Source organism: Candidatus Hodarchaeum mangrovi (genome assembly GCF_975850365.1).
Map to the genome: position 1 here is coordinate 1 of NZ_CDLCQJ010000070.1, position 15,650 is coordinate 15,650.

Here is a 15,650-nt window from a genome sequence, read left to right on the forward strand (position 1 = left end):
TAAATCAATCCAAAGCTCTCTTAAAATTTGCAAGCCCAATAATACCTCTGGGCCAGTTTTGGGAACAATGGGGAATTGAACTGCAACCGTTCTTCAGTTATTGGTCTACTGAAACACTAACTCTTGTCGATATCATGTACATCCATCAGGTAACTATTTCTTACCATGGCCCCCGATTCGTACGTTACACACAACCTTTAATAGTAGAGAGATTTCCTCCATTCGCTTATGAATATCCATTTCTTAAATTAATTTATTATCAATCTGATGAACTGATAACTTCAGAAACTACCTTAACTCAATTAACTGAAGAACCATCAACATCACAAACTACCACAACCCAATCTACCGAAGACTTATCAACATCGAAAATTACCTCAATAAAATCAGCAATAAACCCAACAACGACCCTAAGTACCTTAACCCAAATCCCTCTTATTACATTTGGGTTTTCTTGGATTGTTTCAATCATTTTGCTATCAGTGCTAACTTTACATCGCTTGAAAAAGAAAAAGAAATTTTAAATCATAAAAATAAAACAGATTTAAACAGTGTTAAGGAATCTAGAATTCTTATTGTTCAATTTTTTTTCATTTTCAATACTAGCAACATAAGAATGGCTCCACTTAGTTGAAAAACATAAAAACTTATCTCAAAGATCATCTTTTCTTCGGTTTATGTAACTATGTATGCATAATGCAGAATGATATTTCCATAAATGTAGCTATTACATGATAAAATTCTTATGGATCCACCCTCTTTAAAGAACCAAATTCTGATATTGGATATTAACGAAAATGACTCAAGCTGATTGGGATCACTACGCACATATCAGTTATTCACCAATTATTCGAGCTCATTACTTTTTCACAGTTTGGCGGAATTATAGGATTTTATTATCAGGATTGGACATACCAAAAGGTCAATTACTAGAACTTGGTTCATCAACAGGTCAAATTTCTCTTCGTCTTGCTAAAAATTTTCAATTAATCCCCACATTAGTTGATCACTCTAAACAGGCTCTTTCTATGGCGGTATTTACCTATTCTCAGGCAAAAATTAATGTAATAACGCATTTAGAAAGCGTCTTAAGAATAAATCTCTATAAAAAGTTCGATTTTGTTCATTCCCATGGTCTTCTTGAGCATTTTACAGAAAAAGAACAATTTGTTGTGTTTGAAAATCATGTAAAACATGTTAAAGTAGGAGGTTGGCTAATATGCTGGGTACCAACTCCTGATTTGTTTTACAAAATCAATAAAATATATCTTGTTGGCACGGGGCAATGGATCTTTGGCTATGAAAAACCTTTAAGCCTTAAGGAGTTTCTAAGCCTTTTTTATAAGTTTAAATTAAAGATTGTAAAAACACGACATGTTCCTGGATGGCTTGGAGTAGCAGCGAAAAAAATCATTTTTGATTAATCATATGGTTGAATTAAAGTGCTAATAATTCCTTATAAAGAAGACTTTATTCGAGCTTTTAATTCGCTTCTTAATTTCCGATATTCAATTATTGGTCTATCTCCATGAATTAATTTCTGTTCAACCATTGAATATGAGGATTTTTTCGGATTCTGAGTAAGTACTACTCTTTTATCCTGTCTAAGTATGATTCGATTACCTAGAGCTCCTAATTTTCCAAAAAAGGATCGGAAAAATGAAAGTCCTCCCTTTTGATAAAATCTAACATACATAAGTGTATTCATATCATCTATAGGACTAAATGCAACAAAAATTCTTATATTATCACTGATTCTATTCATCCAAATGTTTGGAAACCTGAAATAAAGCATCGCATTATTGATTCTTGGAATTTCCTTTTGAATGGAGTTTTGCCCTACATCTTGTTCATTACGAACCCAAACTTGGAGTTCATTTACCCCATTTTCATCTAGTAGCTCAACTCCTGGTCCAAGAACAACTGTACGATTTCCTCTCCCAATTGTAGTTTTGTGGACAAAAGGTAAGTGAACGACATCAAGTTGGTTTTCAATTGCCAAAGAATAATGAACTGCCCAATGATCAGTTATTGTATTATATTTAAAGCTTTTTTCAGTTAATTCCTTAAACATTGGAATCGTTGGAAGATTCTTTGGATCAATTTCAGGTTCACCCCACCAAAGAAATACTAATCCACCGATTTCTTTTATAGTAAAGGTGTCTTGTTTAAAATATTCTGGTACTTTCGAATTTCTTCCTATAGCTGGAATTATCTTTACTTTCCCAGTATAATCATACTCGAATCCATGAAAAGGACACTGTAAATGATGATGAATCACATCTCCTTTACTCAAGGCTGCTCCTCGATGAATGCATTGATCTTTAATGCAATAAAGGCTATTATCACTCGTTCTCCAAAATGCTAATTTCATTCCCATTCGGGTTACTCCTAGAACCTCTCCTCTCTTTATCTCACGAGATTCTATAACTGCGTACCACTGGTTAGGTATCATAATAATTACTCCTGTTTAAAGAAGCTTTTCAAGATTTGCGAATGGTAGCAAAGTAGCTTGATCCTTAATTATTGGTAGTACTTTTTCCTGTTGCTCTTGAAAAAATGTGTAAAAATTTATTCCAAATTCACTCATTGGCATTTGGTCATGTAGCTCATCTCGAAGGCTTTCCAAGCATAATGGTTCCTTTATGAATAAACTTGATAAAGGTAGAGCCTTATTTTCAAGATTTTGTTCTATTAAAATCTGTCTCCAATTTTTATCTCTTAGAAAATGATGATCCAGATAAAATTGATTATTTAAGATTCTTTTAATTCTATTAAATGCCATTCTTGTGTCCTCTTCAGTTTGTTTTGGATGATAAGTTGAGGGACCATCCAGAATTAAATGGTTTGATTTATATTTCAAGATAAAGTTAAGGGCTGCCTCACTTTCTAAACCATGGACATCGGATGTAAATAAGACACTATCCTGCGAATCTTCAATGAAAACAGAAATAACCCATCCAGAATGAGACCCTTCTTTCCCATGGGGTAAGGGAAGAGAACATATTATTCGTGTCTTACCATATATGAATTGATTATTATCTGCTGAATGGATTGTAATCTTTTTTTTCCATAACCAGTATGCTCTTTTCTTCTGATTATAATTAATATTCTTCTTAGGATCTTTGGCTAATATAATTTTGTCTGTATTTCCATAGATTTTATTTTGCATTTCTTGATTTGTAAATTCATATGGCCTATTAACCCCTAATGTAAAATGATCTCCGTGATAATGTGTTTGTATGATTATCGAGGTATTTTTTACTGCTTTCAGGATCAATTGGCGTGATAAATAGGCTGCAGCGATTTCCTTTAAGTGTGGTTTCAAGCTATATCTTAACGGCCCTAGGGAAACTGAAGGATCTATTAAAATTTTCTGATCTTCTGTTTTTATAAAAACGCACATTCCTCGTGAACCAAGAGACTCAGCTGCAAGTGGAATAATCTCCATTGTTACTGTACCACTCAAGGATATTTATTGAGAATTAATACTAAGATAATTTCTCTATTTAGTTTGATTTTATCTTTTATTCGATTATAACCTTGTTTTAATCCAATTTTGGATTCCAGTAATTCTTTCATAACTCCTCTGTGAAATAAGTAATGATAATCCAAATGTGATCAGAACATTTGTAACTAAGAAAAATGTGAATTCTTCAATAGGTAGGATGCCACCCAAGAGAATATTTATCGTTTGAAATGGTGAGATTTCCCAAATTCCATCTTGAATAGCAATTGCATCGGTAATAGCAAAATAAATTGTACCTAGTCCTATAGTTAATGAAACTGGAATTTTCATTTCCCACAATATATCTGCTCCAAAGAGAAGTTGAACAGAGATGGGAGGTAAAGCCCATAGTAGTATCAAATTTAAATAATTTAAACTCTCAATTTGCGAAAAAAAAGTGACTAAAGAGATTACCCAGATTGAGAGAACTGGAAGAATCACCAATAGATTTTTTAGACCCATTTTCATTACTGACTCCTTACTCTTTGAGATTTTTCCAGAAAATTGCCTATAAATCAGGATGAATGTCAAACCTATTAAAAAGGTCTGTAAAATAAAAAACATGTACTCTTCAAATGGAACATATCCGATGATTATACCTAAGATTTTATCAGGATCATAACTCCATACTTCAGAAGCAACCAGATAATTATCCCAAGGTGTAGTATAAATTACAGCAATCAAAGCTAGGAGGAATATTAAAAATCCTATTCTTTGAAAAGTTGGAAAATAACTCTGATTATTTGATTGTTTTAATCGCACGATGCCTATGAATAATATAAAGCCAACGATTAGAGGTATAATAACAAATAAAATTAAGAAAAAGGGATAATTCAACATACTTCGCACCTCAGGTAAAAGTAATTCTGTTAGGGATTATCATTCTTATTATAATTGTTATGAGTTTTTAATATTAAATCAGTAGTAACTTTAGCACTAGAAACTACTCCTGGTAAACCTGCTCCTGGATGAGTTCCTGCACCTACAAGATACAATCCTTTAATATCTTCAGATTTGTTATGGGGTCTAAACCATGCTGACTGAGTAAAAACCGGTTCTAAGGAAAATCCAGTACCTTTATAGCTACTATAATCTTTCTTAAAATCCAAAGGAGTTAGAATTCGATCAGTAACAATATTATCAAGTAATCCTGGCAAGTAATTTTTATCTAAGAATTTAAGTATCTTTTCTTTAAATGGGGTAGCAATTCTGGTCCAATCGTCTTTAGAATCCAAATTTGGAACAGGAATAAGAATATAAAAGGCTTCATGACCTTCAGGAGCTAAACTTGGGTCTGTTCGTGTTGGAACATGTAAATAAGAACTGAAATCCTCACTTAAAACTTTTTTATTAAAGATATCTTCCAATAGTTCCTTGTACCGTGGACCTAAAATGATTGTATGATGTTTCATATCTGGATATTGCTTTTTTGTCCCAAAATAGATAACAACAAGACTCATAGAATATTTTGCTTTAGAATATCGTTTATCTTTGTTCTTTTTTCTCCAATTTTTATCGATTAATTGAGTATAGGTAAATGCAGGATCAACATTTGAAACTATAAGATCTGCAGAAATTGTTTCCCCAGATGTCGTCTTTACACCTCTTACCTCTCTATTTTCAATTAAAATTTCCTTCACTTCGCTATTAACAACTATTTTTCCCCCTAATTCATGAAATAACCTTGCTAATGCGTGAACCAGTGATGTTGTTCCCCCTTTAGCAAACCAAATACCAAATTCTTTTTCTAAATATTGAATAAGACTATAAATAGACGGAACGGAAAACGGATTTCCCCCGATTAATAATGGATGGAAGCTAAAAACCATTCTAAGCTTATCATTCTTAATATATTTCGAGACAAATTCATAATTAGATCTGTATGATTGCAATCGAATAAGGGCTGGAGCAACTTTTAACATTGACCAGAAGGAAATAAAGGGTTGAAATGATAGCTCTTCAAAACCTTTCTCATAAATTGGTTTAACAGTCCTAATCATCTTCTTATAGCCCTCAACATCCTCGGGACTAAGAACTTCGATTTGAGGAATATTTTTATCTGGATGTGAATAATCAAAATATGTCTTATCATTAAAATAAACCCGATAGTAGGGTTCTACTGGAAAGAATTTTACGTAATCATCAATATTTTTTCCAGCTAATTCGAAAAGATCCTTAAATATTTGAGGGGCAGTTATTACTGTTGGACCTGCATCAAATACAAATCCATCTTGTTTGAACACCCTTGCTCTTCCACCTATCTGATCTAGTTTTTCTAGTATTGTTACATTATATCCTTCGTGCTGTAATCGGATTGCAGCTGCTAGCCCACCGAATCCAGAGCCTATAATTACGATTCTTTTTTTTGTATTCAATTTTTTCATTAAAATTTCCGCCTTCACAGTAAATATGTCATTAAAATCATTTATTAATTATGAACGAGAATTTTAAGTTTCAACAAAATATTTATATTCATGAACTAAATTATACTACATGAACTTAAAAATTTTATCTAGTGTTCTCAAAAGTCAAAAGAGAGTTTACAGAAAATGTATGCTAATGAAAAGCTGGAAAATATACAGTTACTCCCTGAAAGAATTAATGCTAAGTATAACGTGATTAGTTCATTAGATGAATCCTATAAATTTTGTCTTGATTGGATGTCAGTTCATAGCAAATCATTTTTCTTTGCATCAAGGTTTCTCCCAGATGATCAACGTAAAAGTGTTGCTGCTTTGTATGCTTTTTGTCGCTTAACTGACGATATTGTAGACGAAGCTTCTGAAGAGACATCAATCGAAGAAATTAATGCAAGCTTAGATCATTTAAAGCAAATAGTGATCAACCTTTCAAATGGATATACCTCAACAAATCCAATCCTTCATGCATTTGGAGACACAATTAAAAAACACCGTATTCCTGTCGAATATATGCATGAACTAATTGAAGGCGTCCGAATGGATCTAAATAAATCTGAATATTATTCTGAGGATGAACTAGACCTTTATATGTATCGTGTTGCATCTACTGTAGGATTAATGATGACAACAATCTTCATTAGCAATCCTGAACCCCAAGTTCTTGCTAGAGCTGCTGATTTAGGAAAAGCTATGCAATTGACCAATATTCTACGAGATATAAAAGAAGATTACAATAAAGGGCGTATTTATTTACCTGAAGAAACACGAAACCTCTATGGGGTTACCAAAGCAGATTTAGAAGACAGAGAGATTTCGAAGAACTTAATTGCACTAATCAAATTTGAAACAAAAAAAGCACGATCATATTACAATCGTGCGGATTTAGGAATTAAAAAATTACCCCCCAGCGCTGCTTACACTGTCAAAGTTGCATCACGTGTCTATGGTGAAATATTAAATGAAATTAAACGTCGCAATTATCAGATATTGAAACAAAGAGCCGTCGTTTCAAAGCTTAGAAAAGTTATAATTGCTTTAAAAGTTCGATTGTCCTTCATTGGAAAATTATGATCATCTTCCCTGATTCTTTGTATAGAATAAAGATGAATTAAGTTATATAGAAAAAAAATGATAAAAAATTGCTTTTACACACAATAAAAAAATTATTTATGACGTAATAAGGGATTTAAACTGACAGAAAGTAAAGTAGTAGCTTTTACAGGAATAGATTAGCAATAATTTTTTGAACAGAGAAGATTTTTATGCTTAAACTTGACGAAAAAATTATTCTGTCTTTAAGAAAGAATCGAAAAATTATTGTACATTATGATGAGTTAAAAAATGAGTTCAAGGTAGACAATTCTAAAATCAAAGGAATTATTTCCCGATTAATGGAAAAAGGCTTCATTACTGAAGAGGAAACCGAATCATCACACCCAGTTTTTAAAGTAGTCAGTTCCCAAGACTTTATTTTAAATTATTTAAGGAAGAATCGTAATCGTGAAATTCCAGTCTCGGAAATAGTTAAAAATAGCTTTCTTAAACGGAATACTATTTCTAATGCAATTCATGAACTTCAATTAAAAAATCTTATTGAAATTTGTCGACGACCCCTTAAGAGAGGTAGATATACCGTTATTTGGTTAACGGGAGACATAATTACCGAAAAGTATCGTCATAAAGATGAATTAGTAGAAGAAGAATTTATTGAGGAGAAATTTCAGAAAAGATTATCTAAAGAACCAGTAATTATAGATAGGAATCTAAATGAAGATATTTCTTATTTAAGTTCAAATTCATATGATCATGTTGAATTTTTTAAGAATTTATTACCATTAACACATGATATTTTCACTTTTGTAACTGGTTACCTTAGTCCTTTAATGACCCAAGTTGGTAATCTCTGGGAAAGTGCTGAATTGTCAACTGTAGACGAACATATTATTTCTGCTAGGATGGAGAAAATAATGATTGAATTAATTAATCAACGGAATAACATCAAAGGGGAAGTAATCATTTTAGTCTCAGTTGAAGGAGAATTTCATACATTAAGTTTACTCGCTTTAGAATTACTATTTACAGATTACTCATACTATGTGATTAATCTTGCTAAACCCCTCCCTATTAAGGCTTTAATTCGTTACCTTCAGGAAAAAGGAACTCCAAAATGGATTTTTCTTTCTATTACTCAATCTATATATCGGGGTACATTGAAGCGTGACATTATTTTACTTCGAAAAGAGTTTGGAGACGCTGTTGGAATAGTGATTGGAGGAAAGGGTTTATTAGAAGAGGATCGAAATAAATTTCCAGGAGCAAATAATGTAATTATTACCCCTGAAGATCTTTTTCAATTTTTCACTAGTTCTTTCAAAAGAAGGAAAAATGACAATGATTCCTGCTATTGATTTTTTGAGATAAAAAATAACTTCATCCAACAATATTTGGGTAAATAGACGGTTCTTGCTCTGGATTAAAGTTTAAAATTTCCTGAGTTGAGAGAATACGTGCGATACGTCCTGTTTTACCATGGATTGAGAAAGGTAGACGCAGTAATCTCCGTGTATCAATTGTTACTTTGTGATCAATTCGTGGAACCCAACGACGAAGTATTTCATCATATTTATTGCTTCTCGCAAGATTTATGTTGAATTCTCTGAAAACTATTTCATCAATTTTCCCATCTTGATGTTTAATAAGACTAATAATGTTTGATGCTCTGGAAGTAGTTAAACCTACATTTAATAAATCCTTCCGTTTAACATCTGTGAGAAAAGCCCGAAAAACGTTATACTCGACACGTTTTCGAAAATCTTCGGGAAGTTCTTTACGATCCTCTACCCGTGCTGTTTCTTCTTCACCATGAATTACGGTGAGATAATCGATAATCGACATCCGTTGTTCTTGGGTTAAATTAAAACCACAGGAATCAGTTACCCACCCGTGAATACCACGTCGACCTGAAAAAACCCAAACAATGTCTTCCATACCGAAATCTAGCCGAAGTGTTTCATCGATGATGTTAATAGCAAGAGTAATTAATTGCCAACATCGATTGCAAAGCTGATCTGCTCCCTGACATGTACAGATATAATTTCTTACAGCATCATATTCATTAAGATCAATGTCAAATACTAATTCATGACCTAACCAACCTAGCGTATGAATTGGAGATTGGCGTGTTGGAGGATTGTCATAAACAGCTCCGACATATGCATGAAGTGGTGTACGATCAACAAGAAAATCATGCAGTGCTGAGGGATCTTCAAAGGAAATATTTCGGAAGAATTTGTTGTCTGAAGAAGCAAATCCAAATTCACGTGTACGAAAAGTTTTGAAATCAATAACTCTTTCTAACCCTTTTATGTCAAAAAAAGAAGCATAATAATCACGAATAGCCATTTCTCTTGAACTTTGACTCATTGGGTCTCCCTCTTTGTTTCTTCCTTGGGTTCTTGGTTTTCTACATTATAAATTCCAATTATTTTACTAGAAATCCGTACCCATTGTAAGGGATGAACAATTTTTCTATAGGGGGTTCGATTATAAATATATGAAAAATATTTAGTACATGAGGAAGTAGGATCTTTTGAACTCTGTTCAACTAATTGATCAATTAAATTAGAAGAAATCTCTACTGAATGAGCTTTTGTTAAATGATTTTCAGCCAAAAATTCATGTAAAGATTCTGGATCAAGATGAATGAAAGGACAGAAATAGCTTGTGGCAATTGTCGAACATTTAGGAACATTATAATCCTTTTTTCCTCCCTCTAAGCCATAAAGATGACGGATTTGATAACCTGATGTACGAAGAAATTCACTGTAACTTATGTTCACATTGTCAATAGACTTTTCAAACCAGTAGTTCAATTGCTCTTCTACAGACATCCCTACTCGTTTTAAAAAAAACCCAAGTTGAAGTCTCTTGGTATGAGTCAGTCTTCTAGTGGATTCTAGTTCAGTTGAAAGATAAATCATACAAGGAGGAAAAATTTCAGGGTGGTTATGAAGCAAAGAACCTACTAAATCCTCGGATGAAAATCGAGAACGAATTTGGGTATGTTTTGCTAATTGTTGCTCCAGTTCTTGGACAGCTTCGTCAATATCCTCCCTTACACCGAGTAAATTCTGACTACTTTCAATTTCCATCTGAAGGGATTTTTCAAACGCCTTTTTAAGGCTCCCCCGGAATGAATTTTCGTTTGATACAACCCATCCTTTTCTCAAATACCCTTTTCGGTTGGAAATCATCCATGGTACTTGTGAAAAGTGAACACAAATTAAAAAGTCCCGTGATGCCCCTCTCCGTAATCCTGAAATATAATCATTGTATAATTTTGCCAGTATCACATTCTTAGATTCATCTCTTGAATTCTTAAATTCTTCATATTCCATGACATTTTGTTCCCCAAATACCCTTTTAAATATCGCTCGTTTTTGGTCAGGAGTGGTTCGATCAAAATAAAGTCTTTCGAACAAATCTCCTTCAGATTCAATTAACCAGGCTTCCAAGCTCCTATTTGTTGCTGCTACAAGGCGAAGAAGGTAAGCTCCTAAACGGTACTGTTCATAAATTTCATTTAATGAATCCTCATAAGTTGGAAAATTATCTCGTATTACTTGAGATGGATTTGACGGTAAATTTTCTAGTAATTTGACACGATGCAAAGCAAGTTGTTTCCATTCCCGAATTTCAATATTAAGATTAGGAGGGGATTGAAGAATGAACCAATTTGGGAGTGACACAGCAAATACCTACAAAATTTTTTAAATTTCCTTTATAAACCTATTCTATTGGCATTTCTTTTCAAGTGGGGGAGAATAAGGCTTTTATATTACTCAATATTTCTGATAACTTTTCTCTTTTTTGATCATTAAATAATTTAATAGGACAAAAAATATATTTGTATAAAATAAGGAAATCTAATTACTTAAAAAAATTTTATCTGTATTATTAATTTAATTAGTTAGAGAAGTAATAATTCTTCATCAGGGTAAGAGAGTTCTGAGGGGGAAAATTGATGGTTTTCATTTAACCCCTGATAATCTATGAGAGAACGAAATAAATAAAGCTCTTTTTTAGTTGTTCTTTGCTCCATACGTGGTGCCCATATTTTTAATCCTGCTTGTAGTCCCCAATAGAAATATGGTAATGCAGCCTGAATAAGAATTTTTGGTAACATAGGTGTATCAAAAAATAATCGGTCATAAACTGGATCTTTTATGTTAAGCTGTTTTTGGATATTTAAATGACGATAAATATCAAAACGAATATTATGCTCTAAATGCTGGAGTAAATAAGTAAACCAATCTGACCAAATTTTATAATGTGACCCAGTTCCGAATGTCTTGAGATTAATTCTTGAAGGAGATTTCTTCACCTTTCTGAGAAACTCCAGAATTTCCTCTTCATTAAATCCGTTTACATAAGTATAACAACGACCAACCATCTTAGGTTGGTGATTATCCCCTCCCGCAATACCAGGTAGGTCAAGTTCTCTGGCAATAATCTGAGCAAGGTAATTGTGACGTTTTGGTTGTAAACCATTTACAACCTCAATCATCCCAAATCGTTTTAAGACAGAAAACTTAATTTTATAGGTTTTTCGATCATATCCTCCAGCTGGTGCACTTTGGGAAAGATCAAAAGGATGAGCTAAAACATAGACTGCATTGTTGTCATCTAGGTACTCTAAAAATTCAGGTAATGGTTTAAATCGAATTTCCCATGGAATTTTTCTGAGTCCATATGTTAAAACGTGTGCCCAGCCACGACCTTTTCGATCATATTTTGTAACTTCTTGTCCAACAATAGGGATAATATCCTTGTATTTTGAGGCATAATGTAGGAAAGACTTGACTCCGTTCATATTATCATGATCAGTAATAGCAATAGCACCAAGTTTTTTATGTCGAGCAAGTTTAACTAAAAGCTTTGGTGAAATTGCTGAATCTTGAAAAAAGTGGTCTCCTCTTAATCGGGGAATCCGTAGTAGAGAGTAATGGGTATGAGAATGGAGATCTGCTTTTATCATTTCGCTCATAACTAAATACTCTCACCAGATTATCTTTGAATACTTGCAATAATCTTCCGACTTTTATCTGATTTTAAAGTTTCGTTTTAATTTTCATTTTTTTCCATTTAAAACTGATACTTTGCTATGACCGAGGATAGATATTACCTTTTTAAAGTGGAATAACATACAGACTAGTCCTTATCTCTTAGATTTCTTAAGTTTCGTTTACATTAAAGGGATGAGTCTTAATTCGGGTTTTACCAAAAATATAAACCATGATTCCCACGATAATCAGAAAATAAAACTTTACTAGCTGAACCAATATTGCTCCGGATGTTGCCAAGGTTGAGCTTATACCAAAATTTGCTTCTTTTAAAAAAACCGATAAAGAAATTTCTTTGAGTCCAGCCATACCGGGAATTCCAACTGGAATAAAATCAACTGTACCGCCAAGGAAATTTACTGCAGCAACTTGATCTAAGAATATTGGGATGTCGATAGCGTGCAATATAAATAATATTGAACCCCAATGGGCAAGTTGTGAAAAGAAGGTCAAAATAAGAGCAAAGAATGACAGTAATTTATTTTGAGCTAAATAGGTAAATTGAACTCCAAAATCCTCAACTATTCTTTGGGAAGGAACAATTGCCTTCTCGGCATAGTTTCCAATTAAAGGTAAATATGATAGCATTTGGAGTAATGTAGAAATAAACCGATTTGCCTTTATAGGAGATTTAGCTATTAAAGCAATAAGGGTCAATACAATTAATGAAATCAATGAAATTATTGCTACAAACAGAACCGCAAATTCCGCTGATAATGCAACTCCACTCCGTCGTTCTACAATGTCACTTAAGTATTGTAAAATAGCTATAGAAACAAAAGCAGAAATTGGAATGAATGAAAGTAAACCACATAATTTATGAGCAACTACACTAGATAAAATTTCTCCGCTGGTTGCATTTCGGTTATCTTTTTCATTAACGAATTCCTGTGTTCCTAATGCCACTCTCATAACTGCTTCAACTGCTCCTGCACTAGGTATAAGCAATCCATATGAAAAAGAGGATAACTGAATGCGATAGGTAGATAGTATAGAAGGATTGATGGAGGAAATCCCCATTAAAATCTTCCAAGCCAGAGTATCACATAATACTGCAATAAATGTGAATAATGCTCCAATAATAAGCAATATTAAATTTGCATCCAAAATTACATTAATCATATTGAAAATATTGATTTTTTCAAGAAATAAATAGAATAAAAGGGCTATGGCAGCAAATCCAATTAGTACTATAGTTTTTTTATCAAAAGCTTGACGAAGAGAGTAAGACGGTTCGGAAGTTAATGTCTCTGATGATCTATCCAAAAGATTGGCCTCATCAAAGGGTACGAGGCGAGAGCTTCAAATATTCTTCTGGATCATATTGATATTTGAATCCCATTCATAAATGAGGGATATTTATGGATCTCTCTGAATTCATTTTCACCTCCTTAGGCCCCATCTTATATAATTCAATTTTTATCACATTATGGATTGCTTGGTTAGTCTATCATACAGATTCTAAGGAAGGTCGCTTAAAAAGACTATTTAATATGTACTTAACTCAGAATATAATTTTTTATTTAATTACTATAATTACAATTATTCTCTTCCTTTTTCTTCTTTTTTCTTATGCGATTTGGAACACTGATGTCGATGATGCGATTACTTCAGGAGTCCAAGCTTTCTTACAAGGAAAAAATCCTTATGTTGATAATGTAGTAGTTCATCATACTCCTTCTGGAGTAATTCTGGGTCGATATCATTATTTCCCTCCTGACCTTCTTACTTATTCACTTTTCTATGTGCTTGCAGGGTCTTTTTTCTATCCATTTTTAGCCACTTACTGGTTTGTTCCTCTTCATTTAGGTCTTGTTATCCTTGGGTATTGGTTTGTCACACAAATTGTAAAATGGCCACATGCGAAACTAGCTCCATTTTATCTTCTTTTAATCATTCCTTTCTTATTTACCAATTCTATCCTTATGTGGTTTTTTTTCACAATAGGATATTACTTTCATGAAATTAAGCAAAAAAAGAATCTCGGAATGATATTATATGTTTTTGCTGCTTCTGTTAAATACATGGTAGGAATAATCATTGTTATTTATATGATTGAATCAATTAAGGAAGTAATATTCTTAAAAGATAAAAAAAATAACTGGAAAAAAGGACTAGAACTATTAAGCCCTTATATCACCTCTAGTTTATGTCTATTCTTGATTTCTTTTCCTTTTAATGTATTTGAGGTATTTATTTCGGTATTTATTTATCAAGGTGTTGTTGGAGTCCGGGAAGAGGTCGCTCAATCAGTAGGCCCATTATTGATAGAAATTCTAAAATTTTTTTCTCTTGAAATGCTATATTTATTCTTTGTGTGCTTCATTCTTTTTGGAACAGCTATTATTCTTCGAAAAAAAACCTCATACGAGAAAATTATGCATTTCTCATTTTTAGTTATGTTAATTCTTCCTTTCTATGCAACAGAACTATTTATTACAATTCCTTTCTGGTGGTTATTCAAGGAAGGGTACAAATCGTTTAACTTAAATAAGGCTCTGGATGATTGATTTTAGAAATTAATAACATTATTTTTAATCTATTATTTAGGAAGTATATCAGCGATTGTTGAAATAACTGAAATACTACGAACTGAAAATCGTTCGTCTACATATAAGATCCGAACATGTCTTTGAGGTTCTTTTAATCCATGAATATCAACGACTTGACATACACCTGAAATTGATGGTTTATAATCTGATCTTTTCATCTTTAAGGGTATAGCTCGTTTACAAATAGAACAGGGTTCGCAATTTAGATTGACAATGTCATCTTTTGGGGACATGATCGGTTTCGCCTAAGAAAATTCAGTGAAAAAACCTCTTAGATTCAACTTGAAAAAGGTTTGCTTATAATCCTCTTTTTCCAATATTATAGATATAAAATCCTAATTATAGTTATCTTTAAATAAATGATTCACCTTATTTTACTCAAGACCAGTTAGCTTATTTGATATTTTTATATGAGGCCTTGAATTTGAATGATAAAGATCAAGAAGAAAATATTGTTGTAGATACGCCTTGGGGTAAATTAGTTACAGCTAAGGGATTAAAAGTTCTTCTTGAAGGTGTAAATAATGATCTAGAAGATTTAAAAGATAATATAACACGAGTAGAAGAACAATTACGAGCTATAGAATCTTCTTTTGAAAATAGAAACGCTAATAGTCGAATTCAAGCTTTAGAAGGATCTCTTAAATCACTAGAAGAGAATATCAAAGAATTTAGAGAAAATCAGACGCGATTTGCTGCTCATATGAAAGAAACTTTAGAAATGTTTTACACTCGGTTAGAAGAAGTTGTTGTTCAGATTGAACAGCAAAAATAAGTCTACAAGGATAATTTTTCTTTGCTGGAAGAAATAAATACTTTTTTAATTCGGTTAGCCAGTTTCTTGCCAATACTCGGTACCGAGGCAAGTTCGTCTAAGGTGGCATTAGCAATTTCTAACAGTGATCCAAATTTTTCTAATAGCCTGTGAGCTTTATTGATATTTATACCAGGAATTGCTGCTAAAATGAGCAATTGAATATCTTCTATTGTTTGTTCTTTCCTTGTTACAGATGGTAATTGATAATCTGAGGATCTTTCTTCTTGTTCA

The 15,650-nt window shown here is 32.6% G+C and carries 16 protein-coding genes; 6 read left to right on the forward strand and 10 right to left on the reverse strand.

Features of this window, described 5'->3' with window-relative positions:
- Window positions 1–524 (forward strand): hypothetical protein (locus ACWVCY_RS06820; protein ID WP_455141424.1); only part of this gene is annotated, 524 nt, incomplete at its 5' end.
- A gap of 273 nt (window positions 525–797) precedes the next feature.
- Window positions 798–1,424 (forward strand): class I SAM-dependent methyltransferase, encoded by a 627-nt coding sequence (locus tag ACWVCY_RS06825; RefSeq protein ID WP_455141426.1) that lies wholly within the window; start codon window positions 798–800, stop codon window positions 1,422–1,424.
- 32 nt (window positions 1,425–1,456) lie between these two features.
- On the opposite strand, the gene ACWVCY_RS06830 is transcribed toward ACWVCY_RS06825, so the two are convergent.
- The 4 genes from ACWVCY_RS06830 to ACWVCY_RS06845 form a co-directional block, all read right to left on the reverse strand.
- Entirely contained in the window at window positions 1,457–2,455 is a 999-nt protein-coding gene (locus ACWVCY_RS06830; RefSeq protein WP_455141428.1) for a Rieske 2Fe-2S domain-containing protein, read from the reverse strand.
- 15 nt (window positions 2,456–2,470) lie between these two features.
- Complete coding sequence (locus ACWVCY_RS06835) at window positions 2,471–3,451, reverse strand: MBL fold metallo-hydrolase (protein ID WP_455141430.1); 981 nt, start codon at window positions 3,449–3,451, stop codon at window positions 2,471–2,473.
- An 84-nt stretch (window positions 3,452–3,535) separates the two neighbouring features.
- Window positions 3,536–4,348 carry a lycopene cyclase domain-containing protein gene (locus tag ACWVCY_RS06840; RefSeq protein ID WP_455141432.1) on the reverse strand — a complete coding sequence of 271 codons (813 nt, stop codon included), beginning with the start codon at window positions 4,346–4,348 and terminating at the stop codon, window positions 3,536–3,538.
- A 29-nt stretch (window positions 4,349–4,377) separates the two neighbouring features.
- Complete coding sequence (locus ACWVCY_RS06845) at window positions 4,378–5,892, reverse strand: phytoene desaturase (protein WP_455141433.1); 1,515 nt, start codon at window positions 5,890–5,892, stop codon at window positions 4,378–4,380.
- 165 nt (window positions 5,893–6,057) lie between these two features.
- On the opposite strand from ACWVCY_RS06845, the gene ACWVCY_RS06850 reads away from it, so the two are divergent.
- Both ACWVCY_RS06850 and ACWVCY_RS06855 read left to right on the forward strand, forming a co-directional pair.
- The gene (locus tag ACWVCY_RS06850) at window positions 6,058–6,999 is read left to right on the forward strand and encodes a phytoene/squalene synthase family protein (protein WP_455141435.1); all 942 of its coding nucleotides are present in this window, start codon (window positions 6,058–6,060) and stop codon (window positions 6,997–6,999) included.
- A 191-nt stretch (window positions 7,000–7,190) separates the two neighbouring features.
- Window positions 7,191–8,336 (forward strand): B12-binding domain-containing protein, encoded by a 1,146-nt coding sequence (locus ACWVCY_RS06855; protein WP_455141437.1) that lies wholly within the window; start codon window positions 7,191–7,193, stop codon window positions 8,334–8,336.
- 22 nt (window positions 8,337–8,358) lie between these two features.
- Here ACWVCY_RS06855 and priS read toward each other — a convergent pair whose 3' ends face one another.
- From priS to ACWVCY_RS06875, 4 genes are all read right to left on the reverse strand, one after another.
- Complete coding sequence (priS, locus tag ACWVCY_RS06860; RefSeq protein WP_455141438.1) at window positions 8,359–9,351, reverse strand: DNA primase catalytic subunit PriS; 993 nt, start codon at window positions 9,349–9,351, stop codon at window positions 8,359–8,361.
- Complete coding sequence (locus tag ACWVCY_RS06865; RefSeq protein WP_455141440.1) at window positions 9,348–10,676, reverse strand: hypothetical protein; 1,329 nt, start codon at window positions 10,674–10,676, stop codon at window positions 9,348–9,350. The genes priS and ACWVCY_RS06865 overlap by 4 nt, the downstream gene beginning before the upstream one ends.
- A gap of 221 nt (window positions 10,677–10,897) precedes the next feature.
- A complete protein-coding gene (locus tag ACWVCY_RS06870; protein WP_455141441.1) occupies window positions 10,898–11,974 on the reverse strand; it encodes a PHP domain-containing protein in 1,077 nt (358 codons plus the stop codon).
- 187 nt (window positions 11,975–12,161) lie between these two features.
- On the reverse strand, window positions 12,162–13,316 hold the full coding sequence (locus ACWVCY_RS06875; RefSeq protein ID WP_455141443.1) for a lysylphosphatidylglycerol synthase transmembrane domain-containing protein: 1,155 nt from the start codon (window positions 13,314–13,316) through the stop codon (window positions 12,162–12,164).
- A gap of 95 nt (window positions 13,317–13,411) precedes the next feature.
- Between ACWVCY_RS06875 and ACWVCY_RS06880 the strand changes: the two genes are divergently transcribed.
- Entirely contained in the window at window positions 13,412–14,560 is a 1,149-nt protein-coding gene (locus ACWVCY_RS06880; protein ID WP_455141445.1) for a hypothetical protein, read from the forward strand.
- 32 nt (window positions 14,561–14,592) lie between these two features.
- On the opposite strand, the gene ACWVCY_RS06885 is transcribed toward ACWVCY_RS06880, so the two are convergent.
- Window positions 14,593–14,835 carry a hypothetical protein gene (locus ACWVCY_RS06885; RefSeq protein ID WP_455141447.1) on the reverse strand — a complete coding sequence of 81 codons (243 nt, stop codon included), beginning with the start codon at window positions 14,833–14,835 and terminating at the stop codon, window positions 14,593–14,595.
- 191 nt (window positions 14,836–15,026) lie between these two features.
- Between ACWVCY_RS06885 and ACWVCY_RS06890 the strand changes: the two genes are divergently transcribed.
- Window positions 15,027–15,377 carry a hypothetical protein gene (locus ACWVCY_RS06890; RefSeq protein ID WP_455141449.1) on the forward strand — a complete coding sequence of 117 codons (351 nt, stop codon included), beginning with the start codon at window positions 15,027–15,029 and terminating at the stop codon, window positions 15,375–15,377.
- Between the two features lie 2 nt (window positions 15,378–15,379).
- Here the strand turns inward: ACWVCY_RS06890 and ACWVCY_RS06895 are convergent.
- The coding region (locus ACWVCY_RS06895; RefSeq protein ID WP_455141450.1) for a helix-hairpin-helix domain-containing protein at window positions 15,380–15,650 on the reverse strand (271 nt) is incomplete at its 5' end.

What these genes read in the sequence shown, in the direction of transcription:
- ACWVCY_RS06825 (WP_455141426.1), top strand. Translation starts at nt 798, where the DNA reads ATGACTCAAGCTGATTGGGATCACTACGCACATATCAGTTATTCACCA.
- ACWVCY_RS06830 (WP_455141428.1), bottom strand. Translation starts at nt 2,455, where the DNA reads ATGATACCTAACCAGTGGTACGCAGTTATAGAATCTCGTGAGATAAAG.
- ACWVCY_RS06835 (WP_455141430.1), bottom strand. Translation starts at nt 3,451, where the DNA reads ATGGAGATTATTCCACTTGCAGCTGAGTCTCTTGGTTCACGAGGAATG.
- ACWVCY_RS06840 (WP_455141432.1), bottom strand. Translation starts at nt 4,348, where the DNA reads ATGTTGAATTATCCCTTTTTCTTAATTTTATTTGTTATTATACCTCTA.
- ACWVCY_RS06845 (WP_455141433.1), bottom strand. Translation starts at nt 5,892, where the DNA reads ATGAAAAAATTGAATACAAAAAAAAGAATCGTAATTATAGGCTCTGGA.
- ACWVCY_RS06850 (WP_455141435.1), top strand. Translation starts at nt 6,058, where the DNA reads ATGTATGCTAATGAAAAGCTGGAAAATATACAGTTACTCCCTGAAAGA.
- ACWVCY_RS06855 (WP_455141437.1), top strand. Translation starts at nt 7,191, where the DNA reads ATGCTTAAACTTGACGAAAAAATTATTCTGTCTTTAAGAAAGAATCGA.
- priS (WP_455141438.1), bottom strand. Translation starts at nt 9,351, where the DNA reads ATGAGTCAAAGTTCAAGAGAAATGGCTATTCGTGATTATTATGCTTCT.
- ACWVCY_RS06870 (WP_455141441.1), bottom strand. Translation starts at nt 11,974, where the DNA reads ATGAGCGAAATGATAAAAGCAGATCTCCATTCTCATACCCATTACTCT.
- ACWVCY_RS06880 (WP_455141445.1), top strand. Translation starts at nt 13,412, where the DNA reads ATGGATCTCTCTGAATTCATTTTCACCTCCTTAGGCCCCATCTTATAT.
- ACWVCY_RS06885 (WP_455141447.1), bottom strand. Translation starts at nt 14,835, where the DNA reads ATGTCCCCAAAAGATGACATTGTCAATCTAAATTGCGAACCCTGTTCT.